This is a genomic window from Proteus columbae (genome assembly GCF_009914335.1).
Lineage (GTDB): Bacteria > Pseudomonadota > Gammaproteobacteria > Enterobacterales > Enterobacteriaceae > Proteus.
This window is the reverse complement of sequence record NZ_CP043925.1, coordinates 2,188,960-2,211,596: the sequence shown is the minus strand read 5'-3', so window position 1 is coordinate 2,211,596 and position 22,637 is coordinate 2,188,960. Positions and strand designations below refer to the sequence as shown.

Below are 22,637 nucleotides of genomic sequence, written 5' to 3'. Positions count from 1 at the left end.
TGGATCAAAGAAAAAAGGAGCTATAAAAGCTCCTTTTTCATTATAAATAAAAATAAATAACGCAGTTATTACATTTTTTATTTTCGCTTACCTACATTTAATACAAACAACATCAGCACATATTAAAATTAAACGCTTGTTTAATTAAATGGGGTAAACAAGGAAATACCCTTTTAATTATTTAAAAGGGTATTTCAAATAGAGTATTGACTTAAATTACAGCAGGAAATCGTCTAATGATTTGCCTTCTTCATCAATAGCACGTTTGATTACTGCTGGTGTACGACCTTGGCCTGTCCAAGTTTTAGTTTCACCATTTTCATCAACGTAAGAGTATTTAGCAGGGCGAGCTGCACGTTTAGCACGGCCTGTTTTATTAACAGCACTTGCTTCAAGTAAGTCTGTTGGATCAATACCGGCTTCTTCTAACATTTCACGGTATTTTTGTAATTTTTGAACACGTTCTTCTTCAGCTGCTTTTTCTAATGAGAATTCTTCACGACGCTCATTAACGACAACTTCGAGTTTCTCCAGCATTTCTTCTAAAGTTTCTAAAGAAGTTTCTCTTGCTTGTGCACGGAGAGTACGGATGTTATTTAATATTTTTAAAGATTCGCTCATTTTCCTGGTCTCAAATAAATGTTGTTGGCTGATGTAATACTAATAATAGATTGCTATTTAAATTTCTGCAATACCTAAATACAAACCTTACGTAAAATTTCTTTTTTTTAAACTAATATCTCAACGAAAAAAATAATAAAAGTTGAGGCATCTTTAGTCAATAAAGGAAATATTAGTAAGGAAATGCATCTTTTAACTGATGATAGCGCTAATGCTAAAGAATAGAAAGCTTTGTTCATTTTTTTATAATAACGGACTTTTTTCTAAAAATGGAATCGGACTAACTTTCATACTTTAATAAAGGTATATCAAGGTGTGTTTTAATATGTTAAGTACTTATTAAAGCTATTTATTTTTTAAGCAAAAATTAGCATTAACAACGAAGTTCATCTTTCGGTAGTATATCTAGAATAGAAATAAAGGTAATAAATACTTGTTATGGATAACTTGTAGAATGTTTATGTTAGACTGTCGCTCGTGAAAATAAACACTATTTAAGGAGTGAGCTGATGGCTCAACTTTATTTTTATTATTCAGCCATGAATGCTGGAAAATCAACATCTTTATTGCAATCCTCTTATAACTATAATGAACGAGGAATGCGTACATTGATTTTCACTGCGGCTATTGATACACGCTTTGCAAAGGGGAAGATTAGCTCAAGAATAGGATTAAGTGCGGATGCATTACTCTTTAGTGATGATATGAATATTCGCGACGTTATTGTTGCTGAGCATAACAAACAACCGATTCACTGTGTATTGATTGATGAATGCCAATTTTTAAGTAAGGCACATGTCGAACAACTTTGCGAAATAACGGATATCTATGATATTCCCGTTCTCACTTATGGATTAAGAACGGATTTTAGAGGTGAGTTATTTACAGGTAGTGCTTATTTATTAGCATGGGCTGATAAACTGGTAGAACTTAAAACAGTATGTTACTGCGGCAGAAAGGCAAATAAAGTATTACGTTTAGATGATAAAGGAAATGTACTGAGTGATGGTGCTCAAGTTGAAATAGGTGGAAATGAAAAATATGTTTCAGTCTGCCGTAAGCATTATACGCAGGCAACGCTAAAAGGGTGTATTGAACAAGAGTAACCTTTTCAATTTCCCTCTTTTACTAATTTGTCAGAGTGAAAGAGGGAGATGAAATAAGAATTAAAATAAAGTGTTATATTACGTAATACTAAAAAATACTTATATATTTTTAATTTTTAGCCAATTTATTGGCTTTTTTTATATCAAATTGCGGAGAGTTTGATTTTCGTCTGTGACGAGATGTTATTTTTTGATGGGAAAATTTATTTATTTCATCAATTTCATTATCATTAATCAAAAAAGACATAATCAAATATACGTAAGGTGTTTGTTTTGTGATGTCGATATTGTTTTTTACAAATGATAAGAGAGATAGACATTTGATGCATTTATATTATTCATAGTTTAATAAAATTGAATAAAGATAGTCATGAAATACTGAAAAAATATTTCTTTTATCTATGGCTTGTATAATGAAACATTTATATCGGGTCTTATAGATGCTGATTATAGGATGCTTAATTTGTTATTGAATAAATAAAGCACTTCACTTTATGCCTGTCAATACGGATAAACAGGCTCCTTTTATACTCCTAAAGGAGTAATTTCTATATGGAAAGCACAAATAGCGACCTTTATTACGTTCGCAAGCTAGCAAGCCTCATTTCGATAATATTTTATTGAAATTATGTTTTTTATAAATCCAATGTGGCTATGGATATAAAATATCTATATTTCTATATTTTGATCACTAATTAATAATCAAAATGATGAAGTCTATTTATTTTTATCGGATAAGAAGAAAAGCACGATTGTAAATCGTAAAGCGAACACAATAGTTTCACATATCGTTATAGTCATTTTATGAAGAAAATAAGGTAAGAATGAAATAATTATACCAACTAATGAAAGAGGAAAAGAGTTTGATGCGTCTTGTAATCATCTATAAGGCATTTTTTATAATATGGTAATGCGATGGTATGACTTGAATGATAAGTTGTTCAGCGTCTTTTTTAGAGCTAATTATGAACGTGTAAAGGAAGACACTATTTTTATAGTAAAAACCAAACTTTTTAACTAGGTGTAAATACCTATAATTTATGACTGAATAGTGACTTCTCCCGCCTTATTCCTCAATCTCAGAAATCAGTAGCAAAATGCATATAAACAAATGATCAGCCATAAAAAAACCCAGCCATAGGACTGGGTTTCTATTTAAGAACAAATAACCGAAATATCGAGGATCACATTAACACAGTGTGTTTCGATTATTTTTTACTGCTTTTTTTAGCTGGTTTTGCTTCTTCTTTTACTTCAACAACTGGATGCTCATTAAATTCACGACCGTAATAAGAATCTAATAACAGTTGTTTCAGTTCAGAGATCAGTGGGTAACGTGGGTTAGCACCAGTACATTGATCATCAAACGCATCTTCAGATAATTTATCAACTCTTGCTAAGAAATCACTCTCTTGGACGCCAGCTTCACGAATAGAAGATGGAATGCCTAATGAAGATTTCATTTCTTCTAACCAAGCTAACAATTTTTCAATTTTAGCAGCAGTACGGTCACCCGGTGCTGAAAGTTCTAAGTGATCAGCAATTTCTGCATAACGACGACGTGCTTGAGGACGGTCGTATTGGCTAAATGCAGTTTGTTTTGTTGGGTTGTCATTAGCGTTATAACGAATAACGTTTGAAATTAATAACGCATTAGCTAAACCGTGAGGAATATGGAACTCAGAGCCTAATTTATGCGCCATTGAGTGACAAACACCCAAGAATGCGTTAGCAAAAGCAATACCTGCAATAGTTGCCGCATTATGAACACGCTCACGAGCAACAGGGTTTTTTGCGCCTTCATGATAACTTGCAGGCAGATATTCTTTCAGTAATTTTAATGCTTGCAGTGCTTGCCCATCAGAATATTCGTTCGCTAATACAGAAACATAGGCTTCTAATGCGTGAGTTACAGCGTCTAAACCACCAAATGCACACAGAGATTTAGGCATATTCATAACAAGGTTTGCATCAACGATAGCCATATCTGGGGTTAATGCATAGTCTGCTAATGGATATTTTTGGCCTGTTTCGTCATCAGTTACTACCGCAAATGGCGTTACTTCAGAGCCAGTACCTGATGTTGTTGTGATAGCAACCATTTGTGCTTTCACACCCATTTTCGGGAATTTGTAAATACGTTTACGGATATCCATAAAGCGTAATGCTAATTCTTCGAAATGAGTTTCAGGGTGTTCATACATAACCCACATGATTTTCGCCGCATCCATTGGTGAACCACCACCTAATGCGATGATCACATCAGGTTTAAAGCTGTTCATTTGTTCTGCGCCTTTACGCACAATACTTAATGTAGGATCGGCTTCAACTTCAAAGAATACTTCTGTTTCAACGCCAAATTTTTTCAGTACGCGAGTGACTTCATCAACATAACCATTGTTGAATAAGAAACTGTCGGTCACGATAAAGGCACGTTTTTTACCGTCAGTCGCAATCTCTTCTAGAGCGATAGGTAAACAACCACGGCGGAAGTAAATAGATTTTGGAAGTTTATGCCACAACATATTTTCTGCTCTTTTCGCCACGGTTTTAGTGTTGATAAGGTGTTTTGGCCCTACGTTTTCAGAAATGGAGTTACCACCCCATGAACCGCAACCTAATGTTAGAGAAGGAGCAAGCTTAAAGTTGTATAAGTCACCAATACCACCTTGAGATGCTGGAGTATTGATTAAAATACGAGATGTTTTCATTTTGTCGCCGAAGTAGGCAACATGTTCAGGACAGTTATCTTGGTCTGTATATAAGCAAGAAGTGTGACCGATACCACCCATCTCAACTAATTTTTCAGCTTTTAGCACCGCATCTTCAAACGATTGAGCATGATACATGGCTAATAGTGGAGATAATTTCTCGTGAGCAAAGGGTTCTGCTTCTGTTGTTTCTTTGACTTCACCAATTAAAATTTTGGTATTTACAGGTACTTCAATGCCAGCCATTTCAGCAATTTTTGTTGCAGGTTGACCCACAATAGCTGCGTTTAAGTTACCATCTTTTAAGATGATGTCTTGAACAGCTTTTAATTCTTTACCTGTCAGCATGTAACCGCCGTGAGTTGAGAAACGCTCACGAACTTGTTTGTAAATGCTGTCAACAACGATAACAGATTGCTCTGATGCACAAATTACGCCGTTATCGAAAGTTTTAGACATTAAGATTGAAGCCACTGCACGTTTGATATCAGCAGAATCATCAATAACCACTGGTGTATTACCTGCACCAACGCCGATAGCTGGTTTACCAGAACTATACGCTGCTTTAACCATGCCTGGACCACCTGTCGCTAAGATCAGGTTAATATCATCATGGTGCATTAACGCGTTAGATAGGGCAACAGAAGGCTCATCAATCCAACCAATAATATCTTTTGGTGCACCAGCAGCGATAGCTGCATTTAAGACGATTTCAGCTGCACGGTTTGTCGCTTCTTTTGCACGAGGGTGTGGAGAGAAGATAATACCATTACGTGTTTTTAAGCTAATTAATGCTTTAAAAATCGCAGTAGAAGTTGGGTTAGTTGTTGGTACGATACCACAGATGATCCCAATAGGTTCAGCAATGGTTATTGTGCCGTAAGTCAGATCTTCAGATAAGATACCGCAGGTTTTTTCGTCTTTATACGCATTGTAGATGTACTCAGAAGCAAAGTGGTTTTTAATCACTTTATCTTCAACGATACCCATACCAGACTCTTTAACAGCCAATTTTGCAAGAGGAATACGGGCATCAGCGGCAGCTAATGCAGCAGCACGGAAAATAGCATCAACTTGTTCTTGAGAGAAGTTAGCAAATTCACGTTGAGCTTTTTTTACACGAGCAACCAAATCATTGAGTTCAGTAACGTTAGTTACAGACATAAAGAGACTCCTGATAAAATGTTAAATTTTTTAAGCAAATTAGCCGTTATCGCCATAACTAATAAGAATAGCTTAGATAGATGATAATGTGCTTATTTCAGTAATAATTATAAGAGGGCATAATTTGCTTAAAAAACTTAAAAAAACAATAATAAAGGTAAATATATTTTCGAAGTAACCCTCTTTCTTCGAATGGTAACAGCTTACCATCTTTCTAATTAATTAACGTGATGTATATCACAAAACTAGCAAGCTGACACCTTTCAGCAAGGCTATTTATGAGAATGATTCTTATATGAAATAAATATTCAACGATTTTTTTGTCGTATACTCTATTTCGATATAAAATTAAACCACTAGGTTTTGATCAGTTTACAAGAGAATATTTTAGGTAAAAACTTGTTAACTAATAGAATTAACTGGTTTATTGATTTAAAGTAACGCGCATTTTTTGGAGTTACTCTATCTTTTATAGAATAATTCGCATGTTTATTAGCCAAGAAGGGGCTTTTCATGGGGTCACTGCTGGATTTATCCGGTTATATTAAATTTTTTGTCGGTCTTTTTGCGATTGTAAACCCAATTGGTATTTTGCCTGTCTTTATCAGTATGACGAGTTATCAAACTGATGCAGGGCGTAACAAAACAAACTTAATTGCGAATGGCTCCGTTGCAATTATTTTAGTTTCTTCTCTGTTAATCGGTGATTCTATACTGAGTATTTTCGGTATTTCTATCGACTCGTTTCGTATAGCAGGGGGAATACTGATTGTTACTATTGCAATGACAATGATAAATGGGCGTTTAGGGGAAGATAAACAAAACAATCAAGAACGAAACGAATCCGCAGTACGTAATAGTGTTGCTGTTGTGCCTTTAGCATTACCATTAATGGCAGGGCCTGGAGCAATCAGTTCTTGTATTGTGTGGAGCTCTCGCTGGGAAGGCTTTACTAACTTTTTAGGATTAGCCGCAACCAGTATCTTTTTTGCATTCTGTTGTTGGTTACTTTTCCGTAGTGCAACATTATTAGTGAAATATTTAGGGCAAACAGGCATTAACGTGGTTACTCGTATAATGGGCTTATTATTAATGTCGTTAGGTATTGAATTTATTGTGACCGGATTACGTTCTATTTTCCCGGGCTTATTAGTGTAAACACAGCGCAGCGCTATTAAAAGAGCAGTATGAATCACTCAAATACTGCTCTGCTCCTTTCTTCACATCTGTTTTTCTTTTATTTCAATCAAGACGATGTATCCCTTTTGATAACGCTTCTCGATCATAATGTTGTGTTAACTCACCATTTTCCATGAGTGCGGCTCTATCAGACATATGAGCAATCACATCGGCATCATGGCTTACTAATAAATATGTCATATTATGCTCTTTTTTCAGTGTGTTAAGCAGATTTAAGATCTCGGCTTGTACTGACATATCTAGTGCTGAAGTTGGCTCGTCTAAAAGTAATAATTGAGGTTGTAATAAAAGGGCTCTCGCAATGGCGACACGTTGGCGCTGTCCACCAGAAAGTTGATGAGGATAACGACTTGTTACATCCGCAGGCAAACCAACTTGGGCTAATGCTTGCTCAATCGTATTTTTGTCAAAAGGAATGTGATGGATTTTTAAAGGCTCAGAAAACGCCCGTTCAATACGGTGTTGAGGGTGTAAAGAGGCGTAGGGATCTTGAAACACCATTTGTATATTACGGCGTAATGTCCCTTGAAAACGTTGTTGAGGTTTAATAGTTTGCTCTAAAAGCGATATATTACCTTGCCAATGGGGCAATAATCCAGCAATCACACGTAAAACAGTCGACTTTCCACAACCAGAACGACCTATTAAGCTAAAGGTTTCACCTTGTTGAACATGTAAATTAATTCCCTTTACAACGTGCTTTGCTTGTTTACCTTGCTCAAATTGAACATGTAAATCATGAATATCAATTAGCATGATGTATTCCCTTGAAATTAATCGTTCTATCTAATACAGGCAATTGAGTGCCATAAGTGCTTGCATTGGGTCTACATGTCCAAAGTGTACGTGTATAAGGATGCGTGGCGGTAGGTAAGTCTTTGGCATTAAGTTCATCGACTTGTTCGCCTTGGTACATCACCATGACACGTTCGCAATATTCGGCAACAAGGGGCAAATCATGGCTAATTAGCAATAAGCCCATATTACGTTGTTCACACTGTGTGGTGATTAGTTCAAGGATTTGATGACGAAGCTGAGCATCAAGTGCCGATGTCGGTTCATCGGCAATTAAAATAGTAGGGTTATTAATTAGCGCAATAGCTATCATTGCTCGTTGCCCCATACCACCTGATAATTCACCGGGATAGCGATAAATATTCTGTTCAGGTAAACCAACAGACAGCAGTGTATCGATGATAAGTTGGCGTCTATCTTGGCGCGAAAGTTTTTGATGCTGTTTTACGGTTTCTTCTACTTGTTGATAAATGGTTTTTACAGGATTTAAGGCGTAACGAGGATCTTGTAGTACCATTGAAATTGTATTACCTCGAATGTTATTCCATTGGCGAGACGAGAAATCCAATAGATTATTTCCTTGCAAGCTTAGTTTATCTGCGCTGACTTTTCCCGGCTGACGAACTAATCCCATTAATGCACGAGCGGTCATTGACTTGCCTGAGCCTGATTCGCCAACAACTGCCAAACGCTCTTGCCCTAAAGTGAAAGAGACATTATTGACCACTCTTGCCTTTGGGAAATCAATACAGAGGTTATTTACTTCAATTAATGGTGTTTTATTCATGGGTATCTCCCAATACATCGCGTAATCCATCACCCAATAAATTAAATGCCAGACTACTGATTAAAATTGCTGTACCCGGAATAGCGGCAACCCACCATTGATCAAAAATAACAGGCATGCCTTCTGCGATCATTGCCCCCCATTCCGCCATCGGTGGGCGAGCGCCTAATCCCAGAAAACCCAATCCTGCTGCCGCGAGGATAATCACCGCTAAATTCAGCGCTAAACGAACAATGGCTGAAGGTAAACACAGGGGTAAAATATGTCCCCATAACAGTCGGATACCCTTAATTCCCATCATTTCAGCCGCAGCAAGATAATCACTATTGCGTAAATGTTGAATTTCACTGCGCGATTGTCGCGCATAAGCTGGCCATGCAGTTAAAGCCAGTGCTAATGCACCATTGAGTAGGCCAGGGCCTAATATTGCGACAAAAGCGAAAGCGAGAATAAGAGAAGGCATTGACATCACAATATCGGTGAAGCGCATTAAAATACGTTCAGTCCAACCACCGTAATATCCAGATAAAATCCCAATCAATAATCCTAAAGGTAACGTAATTAGTGCCACCAGCCCCACTAAACCTAGCATGGGGCGAGTACCATAGATAAGGCGAGAAAGAATATCGCGCCCATAATTATCTGTGCCTAGCCAATGTTCAGCATTGGGCGCTAATAAACGTTGGGCTGCATGTTGCCAATTTGGATCATAAGGGGCTAACCAAGGTGCAAAAATAGCAATAATTAACAGTAAAATAAGCAACGATAAACCGATAAATGCGGAAGGCGAACGCGCTATTTTTCTTAAAAATGAGGATGACATTAGCGGAGCCTCGGATCAGTCAAACGAATAACGATATCGGTCACATTATTAATAAAGACAAAGCATAAACCGATAATTAAAGTACCGCCCATAATGGCTGTGGTATCACCCGCGAAAAGCGCTGTTGTGAGATATCGCCCAATTCCTGGCCAAGAAAAGACCGTTTCTGTCAATACGGCACCTTCTAACATGCCAGTGTAAGACAGGGCGATAATAGTCATTAAAACACCACGAATATTAGGCAGTACGTGATAAAAAAGAATACGCAACTCGCCAATGCCTTTTGCTCTTGCTAACGTGACATACTCTTTATTCATCTCGTTTAAGCAGGCTGAGCGAGTTAAGCGAGTGATAGAAGCAAGGGCAAAATACGCTAATAGAGAAACGGGTAAAATCAGGTGTGATAACGCATTAAAAAAAGCATCTTTATCGCCAGCTAATAATGTATCAATTAATGCAAAACCCGTTATGGCTTCAATGGTGAATTGATAGATATCGTCTAGTCGCCCGGGGCCAGCAGTCCATTGTAATGTGGCATAGAAGATCAATAACAAAATCAAACCTAGCCAGAAAATAGGGACTGAACTACCTAATAACGTCAGAATTCGTAAAATAAAATCGAGGGGAGTTCCCACAAATCGCGCACATAAAACGCCGAATAAAATACCGAGACTGGCGCCAATCAGTAATGCAACAGTTGCTAATTCCAATGTCGCGGGGAACGTCGCTAACAAATCATCAAGAACAGGCTGGCCTGTTGATGTCGCGGTACCTAAATGTCCTTGCAGCAGTGCTTCCACATAGTGAAAAAACTGCATGTAGATAGGTAAATCCAGCCCTAACTCATGTTTTACTTGGTTGTAGGTTTCGAGGCTTGCGTGATCACCAACAATTTGTAAAACAGGATCGACGGGGGAAAGTGCAGAAAGCGTAAAAGTGATGACAAGAAGCCCTAAAAGAGTCAGCACCAGTGTCAATATTCCTTGAGCAAAGGTAATTAACTGACCTTTTAGACGAAAAGGTAACGTCATAGCAGTATTCATACAGCAATAGCCTAGTGAAATGACAAAAAATAGACCATCCACAGTAACATGACTGTGGATGGTTTCAGAAAAAATATTACTTAGTTACTTTGTCATAATAGACCATATCTGCGTTTAGACCTTGCGCATAACCTTTGACGTTATCGCGCATGACGATTTGGTTTTTACCTTGATCGATAAACACATAAGGTGAGCTACGTTGTAACTCTTTTTGCATTTCAGTATAGAGCGATTGACGTTTTGTTTTATCCGCTTCATTAAGTGCTGCCAATGTTTGCTGACTTAATTCAGGAATTTTCCAGCCATTTAACCAAGCAACAGTGTTGGATTGCCCGTCATTATAAGCAAAGGCACTGGCATTTGAGTGAGCATCAAAATAATCAGGGATCCAAAAGCGGATCGCTGCTTGGTGTTGTTTAGCGCGCACACGACTATACACTTGGCTACCCGCAGCAGGTAATAAATCAACTTGTACACCTGCTTGAGCAAAACTGGCTTGAATGGATTGTGCCACAGTAATGTAAGGGACTTTATTTTCTACATCTAACGTAAAGCGTGCATTGGTGATGCCTGCCTTAGCTAAAATTGCTTTGGCTTTTTCTGGATCAAACGTAAATGGATTATCTTTTAATGCGCCCGGTAAACCCACAGGTAAAAAACTTTGGTGAATAAAATACTGACCACGCATTAAGTCTTCAGTAATACCTTTGTAGTCAATTAAATAGCGCGAAGCTTCCCAAAAAGCAGGGTTACTCAGTGCAGGATTTCCACTGGCAGTATTAAACGCCATATACACTTGTTCAGCAGAAGGGATATCTAAAATTTTGATCCCTGCTTTTCCTGCTAATGCAGCAGTCTGGTCTGTGCCTAATTCGCGTGCAATATCTGCATCGCCTTTTTCAATTAGTAAGCGACGAGATGTGGGATCAGGCACGTTTTTAATAATAATATTTGCCATTTTAGGCGCGCCAGTTGGTGAAAGTGGGTTAGCTTCTAACACAATGGCTTGACGCGGTTGATAAGCGCGCATTTTGTAAGCACCACTTCCTGCTGAATTCATTTTTAGCCAGCTATTACCAAAGTCATTATTTTTAACATGAGCAGAAACCAGCTTTTCATCAACAATAGAAGCAATCGGGGTTGAAAGGATATTTAGTACAACATCAGGGCTGACATCGGCAGTCCAACGTACTTCCAATTCGTTATCACTGATTTTTTTTAGTAACGAATTGATGTTATCTGTTTTCCAACCCAAGACATTTAGAATAAAGGCAGGTGATTTATTCATGGTGATCGCACGCTGATAAGAGAAGATAATATCTTCAGGACGCACAGCGTTGCCCGATGCAAATTTTGCGTTGGGTTTAATTTTAAATACGATTGTTTTTTGTTCAGGATTTGCTTGCCAACTTTCAACTAAAATGGGTTCATTAATTTCTGGATTATCACGATTAGGTTGAACAATACGTTGGTATAAACTCGGTACAGTCTGAATACTCGATAACTCATTACTTTCAGCAGGATCAAGGCTGACAATATCATCAAGCCCTTGTACCACAATTAAGGTATTAGCAGGTGTTGCTGCAAATGCCGGTACGGAAAGGGCACCCACAACGAATAATGATAATAATTTTGCTTTCATGAGACGCTCCCTGAAACGGTGTAGCTAAAGTCGTTATGTCAATAACTTATTAGTTATTACTTTGTGAAATTAACTTAGGCAAAACGTGACCAATGCGCAAAGTTTTAATTACGCTTACATATAACTCTTCGTTATAAGTGGCTAAAATTAATTATGGTAGAAGAATAATTAACCGCAAGAATAGGATGATGAAATACTCCTTTAGTAGTAACCCATTGACTATTAAGTTGTAGTAGCTGAATTGATTAAGCTGTATTTGATATTCATCAATATCCCTTATGAGTAGTTTCGTATTTTAGCCTTAGAAATCTTTAAATCTGAGGCAAAAATGAGCAAGAAAACACTCGCAATCATCGGTAATGGTATGGTGGGGCACCGTTATATCGAAGAGTTGATTGATAAAGGTGGCAATGAAGAATTTAATATTGTCGTCTTTTGTGAAGAACCTCGCGTTGCATATGATAGAGTCCATCTCTCCTCTTATTTCTCCCATCACACCGCAGAAGAACTCTCTTTAGTTAAACAAAGCTATTACGAAAAACACCAAATAGAAGTATTAATTGGTGAGCGTGTTATTACCATTAATCGTGATGAAAAAGTGGTTCACACTAATACAGGGCGTTGTGTTAGTTACGATAAGTTAGTGATGGCAACGGGCTCTTATCCATGGGTTCCTCCAATTAAGGGAAATAACTCATCAGATTGCTTTGTCTATCGGACTATTGAAGATTTAAATGCAATCGAATCTTGTGCACGTATTAGTCGTAAAGGGGCGGTGATTGGTGGAGGGCTTTTAGGTTTAGAAGCCGCTGGTGCGCTAAAAAGTTTGGGTATTGAAACTCACGTTATCGAGTTTGCACCAACATTAATGGCAGAACAGCTTGATTCATTAGGAGGAGAGCAGCTTAAGCGAAAAATAGAGCGTATGGGTGTAAAAGTGCATACGTCTAAAAATACACAAGAAATATTATCGACGGGAGAAAGCGCACGTAAGACACTGCAATTTGCAGATGGTACTTCTCTTGAAGTTGACTTTATTGTGTTCTCCACAGGTATTCGCCCAAAAGATAAATTAGCTCGCCAATGTGATTTAGATATCGCGCCAAGAGGCGGCATTGTTATTAATGATTATTGCCAAACAACCGATCCTGATATTTACGCTATTGGTGAATGTGCATCTTGGCAAAATAAAACGTTCGGCTTAGTTGCACCGGGCTACAAAATGGCGCAAGTAGCGGTTGATAATTTATTAGGTCATCACTCTGTATTCCAAGGCGCCGATTTAAGCGCAAAATTAAAACTTCTTGGTGTTGATGTGGGCGGTATCGGTGATGCTCACGGTCGTCAAGAAGGGTGTCGTAGTTATATTTATCTCGATGAAGGCAAAGAAATTTATAAACGCCTGATTGTCAGTGAAGATAACAAATACCTACTAGGCGCAGTATTAGTAGGCGATACCGAAGATTATGGCAATCTTTTACAACTATCACTGAACACCATTGAATTACCCGAGCATCCAGACTCCTTAATTTTACCTGCACATGCAGGAAGTAAGCCTGCAATAGGTGTAGATTCCTTGCCTGAAACTGCACAAATCTGCTCTTGTTTTGATGTGACAAAAGGCGACATTATTCAAGCAATTGAACGAGGATGTCATACAGTCGCTGCTATTAAGGCAGAAACCAAAGCGGGTACGGGATGTGGCGGTTGTATTCCATTGGTGACTCAAGTTTTAAATGCAGAATTAGCAAAACAAGGTATCGAAGTTAATCACCATCTTTGTGAGCATTTTCACTATTCTCGCCAAGAGCTTTATCATCTTATTCGCGTAGAAGGCCTGAAAAGTTTTGATGAACTATTGAAAAAACATGGTCAAGGTTATGGCTGTGAAATATGTAAACCTACAGTGGGTTCATTACTTGCTTCATGTTGGAATGATTATATCTTGCGTGATGATTTAGTTTCTCTGCAAGATACTAATGATAACTTCCTCGCGAATATGCAAAAAGATGGGACTTATTCCATTATTCCTCGCTCTCCAGGTGGTGAAATTACACCCGCAGGCATTATTGCTATTGGGCAAATTGCTCAAGAATATAATCTATATACCAAAATTACTGGCTCGCAACGCATGGCGATGTTCGGTGCGCATAAACAGGATTTACCCGCTATTTGGGAAAAACTGATTGCTGCGGGTTTTGAAACAGGTCATGCCTATGCGAAAGCACTGCGCATGGTAAAAACGTGTGTGGGCAGCAGTTGGTGTCGTTTTGGCGTTGGTGATAGTGTCGGTTTGGGTGTCGCGTTAGAACATCGTTATAAAGGTATTAGAACACCTCATAAGATGAAATTTGGTGTCTCAGGTTGCACCCGTGAATGTTCTGAAGCGCAAGGAAAAGACGTTGGTATTATCGCCACAGATAAAGGTTGGAACCTCTATTTTGGTGGAAATGGCGGTATGAAGCCACGTCATGGTGATCTCTTTGCATCTGATCTCGATGAAGAAACTTTAGTACATTATATCGACCGCTTTATGATGTTTTATATTCGTACCGCCGATAAACTGCAACGCACTTCAGTGTGGTTAGATAATTTAGAAGGCGGTATTGAATATTTACGTGATGTCATTATTAACGACAAATTAGGCTTAAATGCACAGTTAGAAAAAGAACTGAAAGCCTTACAAGAACGTGTCGCTTGTGAATGGAAAGAAACAGTTGATTCTCCAAAAGCATTAAAACGTTTTGCCCACTTTATTAATAATCCAATGCCTGATCCGACTGTGCAAACGGTAAAAGAACGTTTTCAACACCGTCCCGCACGTTTACATGAACGTATTGATATCAAAATGGTCACTGAGGAGGCGCAATCATGAGCCAATGGATAGCTGTTTGCCAATTAGATGACATTACGCCAGGAACAGGTGTTTGTGCGCTGGTGGAACAAGATCACGTTGCCATATTTCGTCCTTATTCTGATGCACGTTTATATGCGTTAAGCAATATAGATCCCTTTGCACATTCGAGTGTTTTATCTCGAGGGCTGATCGCTGAACATGAAAATGAGTTGTATATCGTCAGTCCGCTGAAAAAACAGCATTTTCGTTTAACGGATGGTTTTTGCCTTGAAGATGAGCGTTTCTCGATCACCCATTTTGACGTCAAGGTTGAAGGCAATACTGTCAGCGTACGCGGCCGTAATGAATCATCTCAATAAACAGGGGAATGAATATGGATTACTTTCCAATATTCTGTCAGCTCAAAGATAAACCTTGTTTATTAGTGGGAGGGGGTGAGATTGCTGAACGTAAAGCCCGATTGCTTATGGAGGCGGGTGCTATTATTTCTGTTATCGCACCTTCGTTTACAGAGCAGTTTATGCAGTGGCATTCTGAGCAAAAACTAAACTGCATCACTGGTGTATTTACTGAGGATCATCTATCAAGTAAGTGGCTTGTTATTGCGGCAACAGATAGTGAGCAAGTGAATCAACAGGTTTTTCAATCCGCGACAGAGAAACAGATATTTTGTAATGTGGTAGATTCACCAGAACAAGCCAGCTTTATTATGCCTTCTGTTATCGATCGTTCTCCTATTGTGGTGGCTATTTCATCGGGCGGAAAAGCCCCTGTGCTAGCACGTATTTTGCGAGAAAAAATTGAGCAACTACTCCCAAATTATCTCGGTACATTAGCGAAACTTGCTGGAAAATTAAGAGAAGAAGTAAAACAACGTTTTTCATCCATAAGTGCAAGACGTTATTTCTGGGAGCAATTTTTTGCAGATAAATCATTACAAGCTGAAATAGAAGCACAAAGAGACGGTGGTATTGAGCAACGTATTAGCGCGCTATTATCTGAAAATCAGCAATCTCAAGGCAGTGTTGTTTTAGTCGGAGCAGGGACGGGTGATGCTGGGCTAATGACTATTAAAGGGTTACAGCAGTGCCAGCAAGCTGATGTGGTGGTTTACGATAGATTAGTATCTGATGAGGTAATGGCATTAGTCCGCAGAGATGCACAGCGTATTTATGTTGGTAAGCAAGCGGGTTTTCATTGTGTTCCTCAAGATGAAATCAATCAAATTTTAATCAAAGAAGCCGCAGCAGGAAAACGGGTGGTGAGATTAAAAGGGGGCGATCCCTTTATTTTTGGTCGAGGTAGCGAAGAGCTAGAAGCCTTGATTGAACATCATATTCCCTTTTCAGTGATCCCCGGTATTACCGCTGCTTCAGGCTGCACAACATATGCGGGTATTCCTTTAACGCATCGAGATTATGCACAAAGTGTCCGCTTTATTACTGGGCATGGCAAAGGATTAAACGAGGCTGAATGGCAATGTATTGCACAAGAAAACCAAACGTTAGTCTTTTATATGGGATTAAGTAAAGCCCGTTATATTCAGCAAATGCTACTTAGCCAAAATATGCGTACAACCATGCCGATTGCGATTATTGAAAAGGGCACTTTAACCACACAAAAAGTGATTGTTGGTCAATTACGCCAACTGGCAGAGATGGCAGAAACAATGGAAAGCCCTGCACTGATTATTGTGGGAGAGGTTGTCACTCTGAATGAGAAGCTACAATGGTTTCAATCCAAATCGGCTAAATAGCTGAAAAGAATTGATGATATCATTTTTAAATTAAAAACCTTTTTAATATTCGATATGTATATTAAAGAGGTTTTTTTATCTAACACATAGAAATATAAATGAAAAATTGTTTAATTACATTTCAATTAAACATTTAGATTAAAATTTAAAAACAAATAATAAAATTGAATATTTAATAATCTATAAATATTTTTAGACTAGAATCGTTATTCAGTCTAAAGATGAATTTATTGTTATTTTTAATTAATTTCAAAGAGAAACTCTTTACAAATAAAGCATCATAAAGTTCTGCAAGTCGGATAAAACCCATCCTAATTATATTAATTTTGTGAGCTAAGTAGGTTTTCTATCTATAAAACTTGCATGATGTTAATTTAATGTTTATTTGTTGTTTTGCTTCTCTCGATATATATTTTTTATTTTCTCAGGATAGAACTCTAGAGGGCTCAATAAAGTTAAGTGATAAGAATACCGCATTAATTGACAAAATTTACGATAAGTGTAAAAAAGAAGAGTGTTGGTATCATTTTTATCTTATTAATATCTTTAAACGTTTGAGAGCCACAAATATTACAATCAAAATTTAACAACGATACATATCGTTAATTGAGCGACCCCGCTATAAATTATTGTTTATTAGGAGAGGTACCCATGAAAAATAAAGTTACGTTAAAAACAGTGTTTCCACTCAGTATTATGTCACTTGTATTAACCTCCTTTTTTTCTCATGCGGTCACTCTTCCTGAAGGTACTATTCTGGCAAAACAACAGAATATTGTGATTAATAACGGTACTGAAGTTTCATCACTTGATCCGCACAAAGTAGAAGGCGCACCAGAAACTAATATTATTTTAAATTTATTAGAGGGGCTGACCTACGTTGGACCTAATGGTGAAAGTATGCCTGGTGTTGCACAACGCTGGGAAACTGATGATAACAAGGTGTGGACATTCTATTTGCGAGAAGACGCAAAGTGGAGTGATGGCACACCAGTTACAGCTGAAGACTTTGTTTATAGCTGGCGTCGAGTGGTAGATCCTAAAACAGGCTCGCCTTATGCCAGTTATCTCGAATATGCTTATGTTGAAAATGTTGCAGATATTCTTAGTGGCAAAAAATCCCCTGAAACATTAGGTGTGAAAGCGATAGACGCTCACACTTTGCAAGTCAATTTAACCAAGCCAATCCCTTATTTAGTCGATATGGTCAGCCATACTCCGTTAAAGCCAGTTAAAAAAGAGATTGTTGAAAAATATGGCGTGAATTGGACTCGTCCTGAAAATTTTGTCGGTAATGGTGCTTATGTTATTGAAAATTGGGTGGTGAATGAAAAGGTGACTTTAAAACGAAATCCACTTTATTGGGATAATAAAAACACCATTATTGAGCAAGCCACATTTTTACCAATTAGTTCAGAAACCAGTGATATAAATCGCTACCGTAGCGGTGAAATAGATATCACTAATAGCGCTATTCCTCCTGTTCTTTATAGAAAAATGAAGCAAGAGCAGCCAGAGAATTTACATGTCACACCATATTTATGTACTTTCTATTATGAATTAAATAATAAAAAAGCCCCTTTTGATGATCCTCGTGTTCGAGAAGCCGTGAAATTGACTCTTGATAGAGAAGTCATTGCTGAAAAAATAATGGGACAAGGACAAATACCAGCTTATTCTTTTACTCCCTCTTTTATCGGCAATGGTAATTTTAAACCGCCTAAATGGGCTTATTGGACACAACAGCAACGTAATGAAAGAGCGCGTGAATTATTAAAAGAAGCGGGGTTTGATGGTCAAAATCCTCTGACTTTTACCTTGCTCTACAATACGTCAGATCAAAATAAACAGCAGGCAATAGCGGCAGCATCAATGTGGAAAAAAAGTATTGGTGCCAATGTGACGTTGCAAAACCAAGAGTGGAAAACGGCATTAGAAAACCGTAACCAAGGAAATTACCAAGTCGCGAGAGCAACATGGTGTGCAGATTACAATGAACCTACCTCGTTTTTAAACTCGTTTCTTTCCACCAGTAGTCTGAATACCGTCTTTTATGAAAATAATGATTACGATGATACATTAAATAATGCCTCAATTGCTGTTGATAAAGGGGCTCGCCATCAACTCTATCAGCGCGCTGAAGCCTTGCTAGACAAGGACTCGGCGATAGTGCCTGTCTATTATCGTGTCAGTGTTAGATTAGTTAGTCCAAAAGTAGGTGGATTTACAGGCAAAGACCCCTTTGATTATACGGACTTAAAGCGCTATTTTATAAAGGCAGATAACTAAAACTGGTAAATTATCGATATTCTATAGTTATGTGTGATTTGAATTATTAAAAGTGACTTAAAAAGTAGTTAACTAATAAAAAGCTACACAAAAAAGATAGCGGCATAAAAAAATTATAATGCTATCAGGCAATTAAGCACTGATAGCAAATAAGCAAGATTGATTTATTTTTTGTAAAAACAATAAGTTGTGTAAACCGTTCTAAAACACAACTGAACATCACAGAATGGTTGTCTAACAACCAGCTCACTAACTGGGAGTATTTTATAAGATGAGTAATTTAACTAAAAAGAGTGCGTTGGCGATTGCAATAAGCGCAATCTTTGGATTGTCAGCGCTAACGGCTAATGCCGCTGTTGTTCCAGACGGGGTAAAATTAGCTGAAAAACAAGTACTCGTACGTAATAACGGCTCTGAACCACAATCACTTGATCCTCATAAAATCGAAGGTGTACCTGAGTCTGCATTAGCGCGTGATCTTTTCGAAGGCGTTACTATTGTTGGTCCAAATGGGGAAATTTTACCTGGCTCTGCAACCAGCTGGGAAAATAAAGATTTTACTGTTTGGACATTCAAAATTCGTGAAGGTGCTAAATGGTCAAATGGTGAACCTGTTACAGCACAAGATTTCGTTTATAGCTGGCAACGTTTAGCAGATCCTAATACTGCATCTCCTTATGAAAGCTATCTGCAATATGCGCATATCGTGAATATTGACGATATTATTGCAGGTAAGAAAAAAGCCACAGAATTAGGTGTTAAGGCATTAGATAACAACACATTAGAAATCACTTTATCTGAAGCAGTGCCTTATTTACCAAAATTATTAGCTCACTCCTCCATGTCGCCAGTTAACCAAAAAGTGATTGAAAAATTTGGTGAAAAATGGACACAACCTGCTAACTTCGTCGGTAACGGCGCTTATAATTTAAAAGACTGGACCGTCAACGAACGTATTGTTTTAGAACGTAGCCCAACTTATTGGGATAACAAAAATACTGTTATTGATAAAGTTACGTTCTTACCTATCTCATCAGAAGTCACTGACGTAAACCGTTATCGTGCGGGTGAAATCGACATGACATATAGCAATTTACCGATCGAACTTTTCCAAAAACTGAAAAAAGAGATCCCAGATGAATTGCGTATAAGCCCATATTTATGTACTTATTATTATGAAATTAATAATGAGAAAGCACCGTTTAATGATCCTCGTGTTCGTGAAGCGCTGAAACTGTCAATGGACAGAGATATCATTACTTATAAAGTGAAAAACCAAGGTGATATCCCTGCTTACGGCTTTACTCCGCCATTTACAGACGGAATTAAAGAGAGTAAACCAGAATGGTTTGCAACTTGGACACAAGAACAGCGCAATGAGAAAGCACGTCAATTGTTAGAAGAGGCGGGCTATAACAAAGCGAACCCACTGAAATTTAAACTTCTGTACAATACTTCAGATCTTCATAAAAAAGTGGCAATTGCTGCGTCTTCAATTTGGAAGAAAAACTTAGGTGCAGATGTGTCTCTTGAAAACCAAGAGTGGAAAACGTTCTTAGATACACGTCACCAAGGAACTTATGATGTTGCGCGTGCGGGCTGGTGTGCAGATTATAACGAACCTTCTTCATTCCTGAACATGATGCTGTCTTACAGCAGTAATAATACTGTTCACTATAAAAACACAGAGTTTGACGCATTGATCAAAGAATCTTTACGTGTGAAATCTGATGACGAACGTGCCGCTATTTATCAAAAAGCTGAAGGCGTATTAGATAAAGATTCGGCCATTGTTCCACTTTACTACTATGTAAACACCCGTTTAGTTAAACCTTATGTGGGTGGTTATTCAGGTAAAGATCCATTAGATAATTTACATACTAAAGATTTGTACATTATTGCTAAGTAATCGGGCGAGACCTTGTCTTTTTTAAGGCAAGGTCTTTTTATCGTCACGCCTGAATAGGTTTGTGTTATAGGAACGGGCAATGCTCAAATTTATTTTTCGTCGCTTTTTAGAAGCGATACCGACTCTATTTATTCTAATAACAATTTCGTTTTTTATGATGCGCTTAGCACCTGGTAGCCCTTTTACAGGGGAAAGGAAACTTCCACCAGAGGTCATGGCAAATATTGAAGCGAAATATCACTTAAATGATCCCATTTATAAACAATACTTCGATTATTTAATTCAATTGTCGAAAGGGGATTTAGGGCCTTCTTTTAAATATAAAGACTACAGTGTAAACACCTTAGTCGGTAAAGCATTCCCTGTTTCAGCTAAATTAGGGCTGTCGGCATTTATTTTTGCCGTGATTTTAGGTGTGGGGGCAGGCGTGATAGCCGCACTGAATCAAAACACCAAATGGGATTATACCGTCATGACTTTTGCCATGACGGGGGTTGTAATACCGAGTTTCGTTGTTGCACCACTGCTTGTACTTATTTTTGCCATTACCTTAAGGTGGCTACCAGCTGGTGGCTGGAATGGCGGTGCGGTGCAATATATGTTGCTACCAATGATTGCACTGTCGCTTTCTTATATTGCCAGTATCTCGCGTATTACCCGTAGTTCAATGATTGAAGTATTACACTCAAACTTTATCAGAACGGCAAAAGCGAAAGGCTTGCCGATGAAAAGAATTGTGCTGCGTCATGCTTTAAAACCTGCGTTGCTACCTGTTATCTCTTATATGGGGCCTGCATTCGTCGGTATTATTACGGGCTCAATGGTTATTGAAACCATCTTTGGATTGCCGGGTATCGGACAATTATTCGTTAATGGTGCTTTAAACCGAGATTACTCATTGGTATTAAGCTTAACCATTATCGTAGGTGCATTAACAATTTTCTTTAATGCGATTGTCGATATTTTATATGCCGTTATTGATCCGAAAATTCGTTACTAATAGATACTGGAGCGCGTTATGTTATCACTGAAGGAAAACAGCGAAGCTCTGGGGAATTTCTCGGAGCAGCTAGATATTGAAGGCCGTAGTTTATGGCAAGACGCTCGTCGTCGTTTTATGCACAATAAAGCGGCGATCACGAGCCTTATATTACTTTTCTTTATTTTATTATTTGTCATTTTTGCCCCAATGTTATCGCCTTTTGTCTATGACGATACCGATTGGGAGATGATGTCAATGGCACCTGATTTTGCCTCTTCTCACTATTTTGGTACTGATTCATCTGGGCGTGACTTATTAGTCCGTGTTGCGATTGGTGGACGTATTTCATTAATGGTCGGTATTGCAGCCGCTTTTGTTGCCGTTATTGTCGGTACGCTATATGGTGCAATGGCAGGCTATATAGGTGGACGTGTTGACTCTGTGATGATGCGTTTACTGGAAATCTTAAACTCATTCCCATTTATGTTCTTTGTTATCTTATTGGTGACATTCTTTGGTCAAAATATCTTACTGATTTTCGTTGCTATCGGGATGGTATCTTGGCTTGATATGGCGCGTATCGTAAGAGGACAAACCTTAAGTCTAAAACGTAAAGAGTTTATTGAAGCCGCATTAGTTTGTGGTGTGTCATCACGCAATATTGTGTTAAGACATATCGTACCTAACGTACTGGGTGTGGTCGTGGTTTATGCCTCTTTATTAGTACCTAGTATGATTTTATTTGAATCCTTCTTAAGCTTCTTAGGTTTAGGAACACAAGAACCATTAAGTAGTTGGGGAGCACTATTAAGTGATGGTGCAAACTCAATGGAAGTTTCTCCTTGGTTGTTACTTTTCCCGGCTTCGTTCTTAGTTGTCACACTGTTTTGCTTTAACTTTATCGGTGATGGCTTACGTGACGCATTAGACCCGAAAGATCGTTAAGGAGAAC

16 protein-coding genes are annotated in these 22,637 nt (G+C 38.1%); 9 read left to right on the top strand and 7 right to left on the bottom strand.

Annotated elements, in window-relative coordinates; genetic code table 11:
- Positions 1-216: 216 nt before the first annotated feature.
- Positions 217-621, bottom strand: coding sequence for a histone-like nucleoid-structuring protein H-NS (gene hns, locus F1325_RS10575; RefSeq protein ID WP_088495367.1), 405 nt, complete (start codon positions 619-621; stop codon positions 217-219).
- A 509-nt stretch (positions 622-1,130) separates the two neighbouring features.
- On the opposite strand from hns, the gene F1325_RS10570 reads away from it, so the two are divergent.
- Positions 1,131-1,727 (top strand): thymidine kinase, encoded by a 597-nt coding sequence (locus F1325_RS10570; protein ID WP_109372114.1) that lies wholly within the window; start codon positions 1,131-1,133, stop codon positions 1,725-1,727.
- A 1,208-nt stretch (positions 1,728-2,935) separates the two neighbouring features.
- Here the strand turns inward: F1325_RS10570 and adhE are convergent.
- Positions 2,936-5,602, bottom strand: coding sequence for a bifunctional acetaldehyde-CoA/alcohol dehydrogenase (gene adhE / locus F1325_RS10565; RefSeq protein WP_109372116.1), 2,667 nt, complete (start codon positions 5,600-5,602; stop codon positions 2,936-2,938).
- A 513-nt stretch (positions 5,603-6,115) separates the two neighbouring features.
- On the opposite strand from adhE, the gene F1325_RS10560 reads away from it, so the two are divergent.
- Positions 6,116-6,760 carry a YchE family NAAT transporter gene (locus F1325_RS10560; RefSeq protein WP_109372118.1) on the top strand — a complete coding sequence of 215 codons (645 nt, stop codon included), beginning with the start codon at positions 6,116-6,118 and terminating at the stop codon, positions 6,758-6,760.
- An 84-nt stretch (positions 6,761-6,844) separates the two neighbouring features.
- On the opposite strand, the gene F1325_RS10555 is transcribed toward F1325_RS10560, so the two are convergent.
- The 5 genes from F1325_RS10555 to F1325_RS10535 form a co-directional block, all read right to left on the bottom strand.
- Positions 6,845-7,558 (bottom strand): ABC transporter ATP-binding protein, encoded by a 714-nt coding sequence (locus F1325_RS10555; protein WP_109372120.1) that lies wholly within the window; start codon positions 7,556-7,558, stop codon positions 6,845-6,847.
- Positions 7,548-8,384, bottom strand: coding sequence for an ABC transporter ATP-binding protein (locus F1325_RS10550; protein WP_109372122.1), 837 nt, complete (start codon positions 8,382-8,384; stop codon positions 7,548-7,550). Before F1325_RS10550 ends, F1325_RS10555 begins: the two co-directional genes overlap by 11 nt.
- On the bottom strand, positions 8,377-9,207 hold the full coding sequence (locus F1325_RS10545; RefSeq protein WP_160230417.1) for an ABC transporter permease: 831 nt from the start codon (positions 9,205-9,207) through the stop codon (positions 8,377-8,379). The genes F1325_RS10550 and F1325_RS10545 overlap by 8 nt, the downstream gene beginning before the upstream one ends.
- A complete protein-coding gene (locus tag F1325_RS10540) occupies positions 9,207-10,250 on the bottom strand; it encodes an ABC transporter permease (RefSeq protein WP_160230416.1) in 1,044 nt (347 codons plus the stop codon). Before F1325_RS10540 ends, F1325_RS10545 begins: the two co-directional genes overlap by 1 nt.
- A 76-nt stretch (positions 10,251-10,326) precedes the next feature.
- The gene (locus F1325_RS10535; RefSeq protein ID WP_160230415.1) at positions 10,327-11,892 is read right to left on the bottom strand and encodes an ABC transporter substrate-binding protein; all 1,566 of its coding nucleotides are present in this window, start codon (positions 11,890-11,892) and stop codon (positions 10,327-10,329) included.
- A gap of 328 nt (positions 11,893-12,220) precedes the next feature.
- Here F1325_RS10535 and nirB point away from each other — a divergent pair, with 328 nt between their 5' ends.
- The 7 genes from nirB (at position 12,221) to oppC (ending at position 22,630) form a co-directional block, all read left to right on the top strand.
- Positions 12,221-14,767 (top strand): nitrite reductase large subunit NirB, encoded by a 2,547-nt coding sequence (gene nirB, locus F1325_RS10530; RefSeq protein ID WP_160230414.1) that lies wholly within the window; start codon positions 12,221-12,223, stop codon positions 14,765-14,767.
- Positions 14,764-15,108 carry a nitrite reductase small subunit NirD gene (gene nirD / locus F1325_RS10525; protein WP_109372130.1) on the top strand — a complete coding sequence of 115 codons (345 nt, stop codon included), beginning with the start codon at positions 14,764-14,766 and terminating at the stop codon, positions 15,106-15,108. The genes nirB and nirD overlap by 4 nt, the downstream gene beginning before the upstream one ends.
- 14 nt (positions 15,109-15,122) lie before the next feature.
- Positions 15,123-16,505 (top strand): siroheme synthase CysG, encoded by a 1,383-nt coding sequence (gene cysG, locus F1325_RS10520; RefSeq protein WP_160230413.1) that lies wholly within the window; start codon positions 15,123-15,125, stop codon positions 16,503-16,505.
- A gap of 651 nt (positions 16,506-17,156) precedes the next feature.
- Positions 17,157-18,794 (top strand): ABC transporter substrate-binding protein, encoded by a 1,638-nt coding sequence (locus F1325_RS10515; RefSeq protein ID WP_109372135.1) that lies wholly within the window; start codon positions 17,157-17,159, stop codon positions 18,792-18,794.
- Between the two features lie 271 nt (positions 18,795-19,065).
- Positions 19,066-20,703, top strand: coding sequence for an oligopeptide ABC transporter substrate-binding protein OppA (gene oppA / locus F1325_RS10510; RefSeq protein WP_109372137.1), 1,638 nt, complete (start codon positions 19,066-19,068; stop codon positions 20,701-20,703).
- Positions 20,704-20,782: 79 nt separating this feature from the next.
- On the top strand, positions 20,783-21,703 hold the full coding sequence (oppB, locus tag F1325_RS10505; protein WP_023581988.1) for an oligopeptide ABC transporter permease OppB: 921 nt from the start codon (positions 20,783-20,785) through the stop codon (positions 21,701-21,703).
- An 18-nt stretch (positions 21,704-21,721) separates the two neighbouring features.
- Positions 21,722-22,630, top strand: a complete 909-nt coding sequence (gene oppC / locus F1325_RS10500) for an oligopeptide ABC transporter permease OppC (RefSeq protein ID WP_100160272.1) — start codon at positions 21,722-21,724, stop codon at positions 22,628-22,630.
- Positions 22,631-22,637: the final 7 nt, after the last annotated feature.

Bases quoted from the DNA above. Each gene is read 5' to 3' on its own strand.
- adhE (WP_109372116.1), bottom strand. From the start codon at position 5,602: ATGTCTGTAACTAACGTTACTGAACTCAATGATTTGGTTGCTCGTGTA.
- F1325_RS10560 (WP_109372118.1), top strand. From the start codon at position 6,116: ATGGGGTCACTGCTGGATTTATCCGGTTATATTAAATTTTTTGTCGGT.
- F1325_RS10515 (WP_109372135.1), top strand. From the start codon at position 17,157: ATGAAAAATAAAGTTACGTTAAAAACAGTGTTTCCACTCAGTATTATG.
- F1325_RS10570 (WP_109372114.1), top strand. From the start codon at position 1,131: ATGGCTCAACTTTATTTTTATTATTCAGCCATGAATGCTGGAAAATCA.
- hns (WP_088495367.1), bottom strand. From the start codon at position 621: ATGAGCGAATCTTTAAAAATATTAAATAACATCCGTACTCTCCGTGCA.
- cysG (WP_160230413.1), top strand. From the start codon at position 15,123: ATGGATTACTTTCCAATATTCTGTCAGCTCAAAGATAAACCTTGTTTA.
- F1325_RS10545 (WP_160230417.1), bottom strand. From the start codon at position 9,207: ATGTCATCCTCATTTTTAAGAAAAATAGCGCGTTCGCCTTCCGCATTT.
- oppC (WP_100160272.1), top strand. From the start codon at position 21,722: ATGTTATCACTGAAGGAAAACAGCGAAGCTCTGGGGAATTTCTCGGAG.
- oppB (WP_023581988.1), top strand. From the start codon at position 20,783: ATGCTCAAATTTATTTTTCGTCGCTTTTTAGAAGCGATACCGACTCTA.
- F1325_RS10535 (WP_160230415.1), bottom strand. From the start codon at position 11,892: ATGAAAGCAAAATTATTATCATTATTCGTTGTGGGTGCCCTTTCCGTA.
- F1325_RS10550 (WP_109372122.1), bottom strand. From the start codon at position 8,384: ATGAATAAAACACCATTAATTGAAGTAAATAACCTCTGTATTGATTTC.
- nirB (WP_160230414.1), top strand. From the start codon at position 12,221: ATGAGCAAGAAAACACTCGCAATCATCGGTAATGGTATGGTGGGGCAC.
- F1325_RS10540 (WP_160230416.1), bottom strand. From the start codon at position 10,250: ATGAATACTGCTATGACGTTACCTTTTCGTCTAAAAGGTCAGTTAATT.
- nirD (WP_109372130.1), top strand. From the start codon at position 14,764: ATGAGCCAATGGATAGCTGTTTGCCAATTAGATGACATTACGCCAGGA.
- F1325_RS10555 (WP_109372120.1), bottom strand. From the start codon at position 7,558: ATGCTAATTGATATTCATGATTTACATGTTCAATTTGAGCAAGGTAAA.
- oppA (WP_109372137.1), top strand. From the start codon at position 19,066: ATGAGTAATTTAACTAAAAAGAGTGCGTTGGCGATTGCAATAAGCGCA.